The sequence below is a fragment of the Desulfofundulus thermobenzoicus genome (assembly GCF_009428905.1).
GTDB lineage: Bacteria > Bacillota > Desulfotomaculia > Desulfotomaculales > Desulfovirgulaceae > Desulfofundulus_A > Desulfofundulus_A thermobenzoicus.
Window position 1 is genome coordinate 1 of record NZ_WHYR01000096.1, and the last position, 2,978, is coordinate 2,978.

Consider the following 2,978-nt stretch of genomic DNA (forward strand, 5'->3'; position numbering starts at 1 on the left):
GGCTGGGGGCCTGCACCCTGATCAGCCGCCGGGCCATGCTGATGGGCGTTTCTTTCAGTGAAATATACAACCTGGGATTCATCGGCGAGGACCGGCACTTCTGCATCCGGGCGGCCGCCCTGGGCCTGGAACTTTACGCCGATACCCATTACCCGCCCTACCACATCTACCGGGAGTCGGATCTGGCGGGGCTGGCAGCATATAAAGAACATTTTTTTCGCAGGCAACCGGCGCCAGGCCAGGACCAGCATCCGTTTTTGCCGACGTATGGGGAGCTCTTTTTAGCCGGGGGCGGGAAAAACAACGGGCATATACCCCCGGTGACGGAAATCGCCCCTTGCCCCTCCCCGTCGGGGGGCAGAACATTTCCCGAAAGGTACTGCTCCCCCGTCAGGGATGGTGGAGTACGAATAACGGCCTTTTCCACATCCAGCGATTGTTATAAACCGGAAACAAAAGACCCCGGCCCGGCAGCCGGCATCAGGGCAACCCCCGCCCCTTTACCGTCCGGTTGCCCGGCAAATGGCGCTAACACTGCTGGGCTCCGGAATGGTACCATCACCCTGGCCATGCTGGTCCGGAACGAGACCGGCAGGTATCTGGAACGTGTGCTGAAGCATGCTTCACAGTACATACAGCAGGCGGTCATTCTGGACGACGCCAGCGAGGACGGGAGTCCGGAGGTATGCCGGAGGGTCCTGGAGAACGTTCCCCTGACCCTGGTTTGCAACCGGGAGCCTTCCTTTAACAACGAAATCCTTCTGCGCAAGCAACTCTGGGAGCTGGCGGCGGCGACGGACCCGGACTGGGTGCTGATCCTGGATGCCGACGAAATCTTTGAAGAACGGGCCGTGGAGGAACTGCCCCTGCTGGCCGCCAATCCGGAGGTGGAAGTGTACTATTTCCGGCTCTACGACATGTGGGATGAAAACCATTACCGGGATGATGATTACTGGCGGGCGCACCTGATTTACCGCCCCTTCATGGTGCGGTACATACCCGGTTTCCCCTGGCAGTGGCAGGAAACGCCCCAGCACTGCGGCCGCTTTCCCAGAAATGTTGTGGAACTAAAGGGAGCGAAAAGCTCCCTGCGCATCAAGCACCTGGGCTGGATAAGACCGGCCGACCGCCTGGCCAAATATTATCGCTATAAGCAGCTGGATCCCCGGGGACATTACGGGATCAGGCAGCAGTACCTGTCCATCCTGGACCCCAAACCCAATCTGGTACCCTGGGTGGAAAATTAATTGTTTCACGTGAAACATATGCGGTTATCTGCCAGCAAAGAACGGCGGGGGAAAGGCCCCCGGAAAACAACCGCCAGCCGCCAATCCCTGTTTTATCCAAAAAACTGGCGGCCATTGACACCGGCCGTCCGGCATAATATATTCATACAAAGGGGGGATGGAAATGGATGTGGCCCTGCAAAGTGTTGCTTCGGGAATAACCTATGAAGACTACTGCAAACTGGACGACGGCAACCGGTATGAATTGATCGGGGGGGAATTGTACGTGGTACCTTCGCCCAGTGCAATCCACCAGAATGTATCCATTGCCCTGGCCGCCACCCTTTACCATTTTGTTTTAGAAAACCAGCTGGGCAGGGTTTTTACAGCCCCCCTGGACGTATACTTAACGCCAAAGGACCTGGTGCAACCAGACATTATTTTCATCTCCCGGGAAAGAACTGATATCATCGCGGAACAAAACATCCAGGGCGCCCCCGACCTGGTGGTGGAAATCCTTTCCCCCTCCACTGCCGCCCGGGACCGCACCTTGAAAAAAGATCTCTATGCGCGCCACGGTGTCCGGGAACTGTGGATCATCCACCCCCTGGCCCAAACCGTGGAGGTTTACCGCCCTACAGCGGTCGGTTTTGGCGATCCGATCTTCTATGACCGCCGGGGCGGCGTCACGGTTACCTCCCCTCTGCTGCCAGGCCTGGAACTGGATCTGAACAAAATTTTTTAATGAGCCGGCAGGAAGATACGACTGCTTTCAATTAGTGGGGAAACATCTACCCCGGCCAGACATCGCGATGAAGACAATACCAGGCCAAGGTATCTGGATGCCAGGTTCGGTAAAGCTTCCCGTGTCCTTCAGGAGCAAATCATGGAGATTAACACTCTGCAGTATCACCGTAAACCTACTCCGCATAAATCATTTTCCGCGTCATGCCGCCGTCAATAACCAGATTGGCGCCGGTGATGAAATCACTGCCCGGGCCGGTGAGAAAAAGGCAGGCCCTGGCAATATCTTCCGGCCGACCCACCCTCCCCGCCGGGTGCTGATGGTGATCAACGGACCGTAGAGCACCGTAATCGCCAGTTTCAATCCATCCCGGGCTGATGGCGTTCACCCGGATGCCATCGGGACCAAGGGATATGGCCAGGGCATGGGTGAGGGCGATCAACCCGCCCTTGGCAGCAGCGTAAGCCTCCGTACCGGGTTCCGACATCAACGCCCGGGTGGAAGCTATGTTCACTATGGCCCCGCCGCCCTGCCGCCGCATCACCCTGGCCGCTTCCCGGGCACATAAAAAGGCCCCCCTGAGATTGACATTTATTACTTCATCCCACTGATCCACAGTCAGCTCATAGGGTGACCGCCGGCAGGTTATACCGGCGTTATTAATCAGGATATGGATCGTGCCGTACTTTTCCTGGTTCAAAAAAGCTCACAATACCTAACAATTGTTGGTTTTTGTGAACCCGGCCTCCCCATGACCAGGCTTTTGCTCCTTTCTGGATTGGATTTGCCTGCTCCTGGGGGCAGGCTATAGCGACAGGGAGACCTCGGCCCCGGGAGTCCCACCCGGACGGGAAAACGGCGCTTCACGGGCGCAGGACTTGGACATAAGGGGAAACCACACCGGGTTTCCATCCTGCGTTGACCGTGAAGCGGTCCAACACTCAAGTTTCTTGAGCGCCGGACGCCTCCCGCGATCTGTTAGATACGGCCTACCGGTTTGTCCGGCA

Annotated in this window: 3 protein-coding genes; 2 read left to right on the forward strand and 1 reads right to left on the reverse strand. The window is 57.3% G+C overall.

Annotation, left to right across the window (positions count from 1 at the left end; all coding sequences use genetic code 11):
- Together GFC01_RS19595 and GFC01_RS17550 are read left to right on the forward strand one after the other, a co-directional pair.
- A partial coding sequence (locus tag GFC01_RS19595; protein WP_243137681.1) for a glycosyltransferase family 2 protein occupies positions 1 to 1,247 on the forward strand: 1,247 nt, incomplete at its 5' end.
- A gap of 163 nt (positions 1,248 to 1,410) precedes the next feature.
- Positions 1,411 to 1,971 (forward strand): Uma2 family endonuclease, encoded by a 561-nt coding sequence (locus tag GFC01_RS17550; protein ID WP_243137682.1) that lies wholly within the window; start codon positions 1,411 to 1,413, stop codon positions 1,969 to 1,971.
- Between the two features lie 175 nt (positions 1,972 to 2,146).
- On the opposite strand, the gene GFC01_RS17555 is transcribed toward GFC01_RS17550, so the two are convergent.
- Positions 2,147 to 2,671: an SDR family oxidoreductase gene (locus tag GFC01_RS17555; protein ID WP_152948441.1), complete on the reverse strand. Its 525-nt coding sequence runs from the start codon at positions 2,669 to 2,671 to the stop codon at positions 2,147 to 2,149.
- Between the last annotated feature and the right edge of the window lie 307 nt (positions 2,672 to 2,978).